Genomic DNA, 5,197 nt, shown 5'->3' on the forward strand with positions numbered 1-5,197 from the left:
TCTGGCAGAACGTCGCCCAAGGCACCCTCCTCGTCATCGCCGTCGTCATCCAACAACGACGCAACGGCGAACGCCCCATCGGACTCCCCGCCTGAGAACCCGTCACTTCCCCTCTCCACCAACGGACTCCGTCGGCGGCACCGGCCACCCGGGCCGTCAGCCGTGGACGCCGGCGGGGAGGACTCCCCGCCGGTCACGGGACGCCGCGGGGCCGAGCCCGAGCTGACCGATCTCCAACTGCCTGCGGACCAAAGGTCGTTCGCCGAAGGGCGCGGTTCGCTCGGCATCAGCGGCGAACGACCGGTCGAAGAACCTGCGGGAGTCAGCCCGCGAACGCGGCCAATGGTCGGCTCCGGTTCCCGTTCCGGCTCGGCGACCTGACCGGCCGCTGCTCGAACGAGCTCGGTCGGCGAGTTCGTCCGGCGGTGTGCGCCAGGGGTGGGGGTCGCCGTAGGAGGGCCCGGCCTCGGCGGGGTCGAGGACGAGCCGCCACCGGCCGTCTGCGGCATGGCCCGTCCAGAGCACCGCCGAGCGGAGGCCGAATTCGGCCCCGAGGATGGCGCCGTCCTTCACGTAGAGGTCGAGCTCCTGGCGACTGCCCTCGTCAAGCGCGGCCAACTCGGCGGCGAACCGCTCCCGGGCGGCCTCCGGCGAAGCGCCATCGGCCACGGCCCGGCAGATGCGTACCGTCAGCATGGCGGAGTCGAACCCGGCCAGGTCGGCCAGCGCGATCCGGCGGAGCAGCTCGGGTTCCACCAGCCACGGCAGACCACCGAGCAACTGCTCCTCGACGACCGAGTGCGCCGCAGTGCCGTCCGAGGCTGCCACGAACCGGGCATGGCGGTCCGGTTGCTGTTCCAGCACCGTCCGCCACATGCGCTTCCACACGTCGTACTCGGCCCTGAACCGCTTCGACCACTCCGCGACACTCTCCCCCTCCGCGCGTACGCGCTCCGGCTCTCCGGGGAGCAGCGCGACCGCGGCGTCGAACACGCGGTCGTCGAGGCCCCCGGTCCGCAGCACCTCCTGCGCCGCTGTGCGGTCCTTCAGCATGGTGGACGTGAAGTTCGGCGGCGCGGGCACCCGTCGGTGCAGTTCGGCGGCCACCGCGCTGGTCAGCACCGGCGGACGGTCGGCGGTGCCGAGCATGCCGAGCCGGTAGGCGGAACAGCCGCGCAGGGCTTCCGCCAGCAACTCCCCGCCGAAGTCGGGGTGCCCCAGGGCGAGGGCGGTCAGTTCGACGGCCGCGTCGGCGAAGTAGCCGGACTCCTCCCGCCGCAGCCCCTCCGCCACGGCGGCCGCCAGCATCCAGCCCGGTGCGCTCTCCCGGAAGGGCCCGCGCAGGAGCGCCGCCAGCAACTCCCCGACCTGCCGGTCACCGGAACGCTCCCGCGCCTGCCCGGCCGCCGTCAGCGCGGCGGCCGAACCGGGCTCGGCACCGGCCGCGACGGCAGTCAGGAACTCCATGGGCAACCGGTCGCCACTGGCGGACATCGTTCTCCCCTCCCGAGACGAACAGCCGCCCCATCCTGCCCCACCGCTCGGACACCCCAGGCCCCGGCCGAGCGGCCCACCTGTCCGCCGGACGGGGCACCGAGGTCATGCAGGGCGCCCGGCGCGGCTGCCGCGGCCCGGCCCGGTGGCGCGGGGCGGGGCCCCGGGGCGCACCGGCGCGGTGGGCCCGAGCAGCGTGCTGACGGAGGGTGGCTGGCAGGCTACGGTGGGGGCGTCAAGCGGTGTACGCGGGCGGCGGTGCCGGCCGTGCACGGTTCTGGGGGGTGCGGGGCATGATCGATCCGCTGTCGGTCACGGCGGTCACGGGGGTGCTGGGCGCGGTCGGCTCGGCGATGGCGGGGGAGGCCGGGAAGTGGGCCTGGGAGGCGGTCGGGAACCTCGCCCAGCGGGTGACCGGGCGGCAGGTCGCGGCCCCGGTCGGTGCGGAGGAGTGCGAGGAACTGGCCCGGCGGCTGGTCGAAGGGGCGCGCAACGACCCGGAGCGGGCCAGGGCGCTGGCCGCCTGGATGAGCGGCCTGGCCGATGGCGCCCCGGGCCCGGCCGGTGCGGTGCCGCGCCTGCTGCCCGCCTCCACCCGGTACTTCACCGACCGCAGGGGGCCGCTCGCCGCCCTCGACAAGGAGGCCGGGCGCAAGGCCGACGGCCGCCCCCGGCAGGTGCTGCTGCACGGCCCGGACGGCATCGGCACCAGTGCGGTGGCGATCCACTGGGGCGGCCGCGAGGCGCACCGCTTCCCCGACGGGCAGCTGTACGCCGACCTGCGCGCCGCCGGGCCGGGCGGCGTGGTGGACCCGGCGACGGTGCTACGGCGCTTCCTGCGGCGGCTCGGCGTCCCCGCCGAGCACCTGCCGGCCGGCCTCGAACGGCGAGCCGAGCGGTTCGCCGAACTGCTGGCCGGCCGCCGCCTGTTGGTCGTCCTCGACCACGCCCACTCCGCCGCCCAGGTGCGGCCGCTGCTCACCGCCGCCCCCGGCGTGCTCACCGTGGTCACCGCCCGCCGCCCGCTGGCCGGGCTGGACGCGCTCAACGTCGCCGTCGGCCCGCTCGCCGAGAAGGACGCCCGCCGCCTGCTCACCGACCTGGCCGGCAAGCACGCCGTCACCGCCGCCAAGGCCGCCCTGCCCGGCGTCCTGGAGCGCTGCGCCGGCTCGCCGTTCGCGCTGCGCGCCGCCGCCTCCTCCGGGCTGGGCGACACCGCGCAGCGGGCGCTCGCCGGGCAGACCTTCACCGACCCGGTGGAGGCCGCGACCGCTGACCGGTACGCCCGCCTCACCCCGAACGCCGCGCTGGTGTACCGGCGTTGCGCACTGCGCCCCTGGCCCGCGATCGACCCGCGGGCCGCCGCGGCCACCACCGGCCTGAGCGAGGCGGCGGCGGCCGAGGCGCTCGACGAACTCGCCGCCGCCGGGCTGCTGGAGACCGGGCTCGACGGCCGGCACCGCTACCGCCCGGCGGTGCGCCGTCACGCCGAGGCCGCCGCCGTGCGGGAGGACGGGCTCGCGGCGTGCGCCACCGCCGTGCACCGCGCCGTCGAGCACTACCTGCGCCTGGCCGTCGGCGCCGACCACGCCGCCCTCCCGCAGCGCTGGCACCTCGGGCCGCTGTACGCCGAGATCGGCCCCGACAGCTACCCGGACGAGGCCGCGGCGCTGGCCGTGCTCGGCGCCGAACTCCCCAACCTGGTCGAGGCGGTGGCCGCCGCCGAGGAGTTCGCCGAGCCCGGGAGGGTGTGCCAACTGGTCGAGGCGCTGTGGGCGCTGTAACTGAAGGCGGGGCGGCACGACGAGCTGCTGCCCGCGCTGCGGGCCGGGGCCCGGGCCGCCGGCCTGCCGGGCACCGAGGCCCGGACGGCCGCCCGGATGCACGTCCAACTCTCCCTGGCGCTGACCGAGTTGCAGGAGTACGGCGAGGCCGAGGGGCAACTCGTGCTGGCCGCCGACGCCGAGGAGAAGGACGGCCACCTGCGCGGGCAGGCCACCGCCGTGGAGACCCTCGGACTGCTGCGGCTGCGCCAGTGGCGCTACGCCGAGGCGCTGGAGTGCTTCGACCGGGCCGCCGGACTGCTCGCGGGGATCGGCGACGGCGACAGCGGACGGGCGGACCTGCCCCGGGCCCGCGCCCTGCTGGACCGGCACCGGGGCCGGGCGCTGCGCGGACTGGGCCGGTTCGAGTCGGCCGGGGAGGCGATCGCGGCGGCGGTGGCGTTCTTCCGGGGCACCGGCGAGGCGTACAACCTCGCCCGGGCGCTGACCGACCTGGCGCAGACCCGGATCGAGCAGCGCCGCGGCCCGGACGCGCTGCCGTTGCTCGACGAGGCCGCCGTGCTGCTGGAGCGCGGCGGCGCGACCTTCCACCTGGTGCCGATCGGGGTGCTGCGCGAGCTGTGCGTCAACGAGCCGGAGTGACCGCCACCCGGTGGTCGGTGCCGCCGGAGCGGACGGTCAGCGTGCCGGACACCGGCCCCGCGGCCAGCAGCGCGGAGGCCGCCGCGGCCGGGTCCACCCCGTCGAAGGCGCCCGCCAACTCCAGTGCCGCGCCCGACCGGTGGCGGACGGTGCAGGTGCCCGGGCCGGTCACCTGCACGGCCAGCGTGCACGAGCGGTGGCGGCGCAGCACCTGATCGGCCCAGGCGAGCGGCGGGCCGAGCCGGGGGTCGTCGGCACCGCCGTGCCGGACGATCACGTCGGCCAGGGCCAGGGCGCCCGGGTCGAGGGTGTCCTCGTGCACCGCCAAGTGGGCCTCGCCCGACCCTGCCGGCTCGTAGCGGGCCGCCGCGAAGCGGCGCACCTCGACCGCGCCGTCCGCCCCGACGCGGGTCAGTACCCGCACCGGGGCCGTCACCACGGGCGGCTGGTGCGCGGGCAGCGGCAGCGGATCCAGCAGCGCGGGCGCGGCCGGTTCGGGCAGGCCGAGGAAGCGGTAGAACAGCGACCGCAGCAGACCGGCCGATCCACCCGGGTCGGACGTGGTCAATCCGGCCGGATCGGCGGGTACGTCACCCCGGCCGATCAGCTCCTCCAACTGCGGGCCGAGCGCGGCGTGCGGATCGAGCTTCGGCGCCGCGCGGACGAACGCGGCGACCTGGGACCCGTCGTCGATCACGGACGGCCCGGTGGCCGCCAGGACGACCGGGGTGCCGAGGGCCGCCGCGTAGTAGCTCACCGAACCGAAGTCGCCCACCACGGCGTCCGCGGCGATCAGCGCCTGTCGCCAGTCCGCGACCGGGTCCACCAGCGTCACCCCCGCCCGGCGCGCCCCGTCCAGCCAGAGCCGGACCTGGCCGGGACCGTGGCCGTGCCACACGTTGGGGTGCAGCACGACCGCGACCCGGTACTCGTCCAGCGGCAGTTCCGGCAGCCGGGACAGCAGCAGCGGCAGGACGTCGTCCGGGCCGCCGTCCCCGAACAGCGAGGTCGGGTTCCAGGTCGAGTTCAGGACCAGCAGGCGCTGGCCGGACCGCACCCCGAACGCCCGGCGGAAAGCCTCCCGGCGCGGCCCGGCCGCGAGGATCCGGTCGAAGCACGGGTCACCGCCCAGGACGGCCGTGTGCGCCGCCGCGGGACACGCCGCGGCGAGCCGGTCGACCTGATCGGGGTGCGACAGCACCAGCGCATCGGCGATCGGCACCCCGTCGTCGGTGAGCAGCCACTCCGGCGACAACCCGAACGTGGGGACGCTCCCG

Annotated in this window: 4 protein-coding genes; 2 read left to right on the forward strand and 2 right to left on the reverse strand. The window is 76.7% G+C overall.

The genetic code is table 11. From position 1 onward, the window contains the following. Nucleotides 1–156: 156 nt before the first annotated feature. Nucleotides 157–1,467 (reverse strand): hypothetical protein, encoded by a 1,311-nt coding sequence (locus ACIP60_RS31245; RefSeq protein WP_400690796.1) that lies wholly within the window; start codon nt 1,465–1,467, stop codon nt 157–159. A gap of 320 nt (nt 1,468–1,787) precedes the next feature. On the opposite strand from ACIP60_RS31245, the gene ACIP60_RS31250 reads away from it, so the two are divergent. Next, nucleotides 1,788–3,278, forward strand: a complete 1,491-nt coding sequence (locus ACIP60_RS31250) for a hypothetical protein (protein WP_400690799.1) — start codon at nt 1,788–1,790, stop codon at nt 3,276–3,278. A gap of 96 nt (nt 3,279–3,374) precedes the next feature. Then, complete coding sequence (locus ACIP60_RS31255; protein WP_400690802.1) at nt 3,375–3,920, forward strand: hypothetical protein; 546 nt, start codon at nt 3,375–3,377, stop codon at nt 3,918–3,920. Here ACIP60_RS31255 and ACIP60_RS31260 read toward each other — a convergent pair. Beyond that, the coding region (locus ACIP60_RS31260) for a hypothetical protein (protein WP_400690804.1) at nt 3,904–5,197 on the reverse strand (1,294 nt) is incomplete at its 5' end. The two genes, ACIP60_RS31255 and ACIP60_RS31260, sit on opposite strands and share 17 nt — an antisense overlap.

It is taken from the genome of Kitasatospora sp. NPDC088783 (assembly GCF_044750705.1).
GTDB classification, from domain to species: Bacteria; Actinomycetota; Actinomycetes; order Streptomycetales; family Streptomycetaceae; genus Kitasatospora; species Kitasatospora fiedleri.

What these genes read in the sequence shown, in the direction of transcription:
- ACIP60_RS31255 (WP_400690802.1), top strand. Translation starts at nt 3,375, where the DNA reads ATGCACGTCCAACTCTCCCTGGCGCTGACCGAGTTGCAGGAGTACGGC.
- ACIP60_RS31250 (WP_400690799.1), top strand. Translation starts at nt 1,788, where the DNA reads ATGATCGATCCGCTGTCGGTCACGGCGGTCACGGGGGTGCTGGGCGCG.
- ACIP60_RS31245 (WP_400690796.1), bottom strand. Translation starts at nt 1,467, where the DNA reads ATGGAGTTCCTGACTGCCGTCGCGGCCGGTGCCGAGCCCGGTTCGGCC.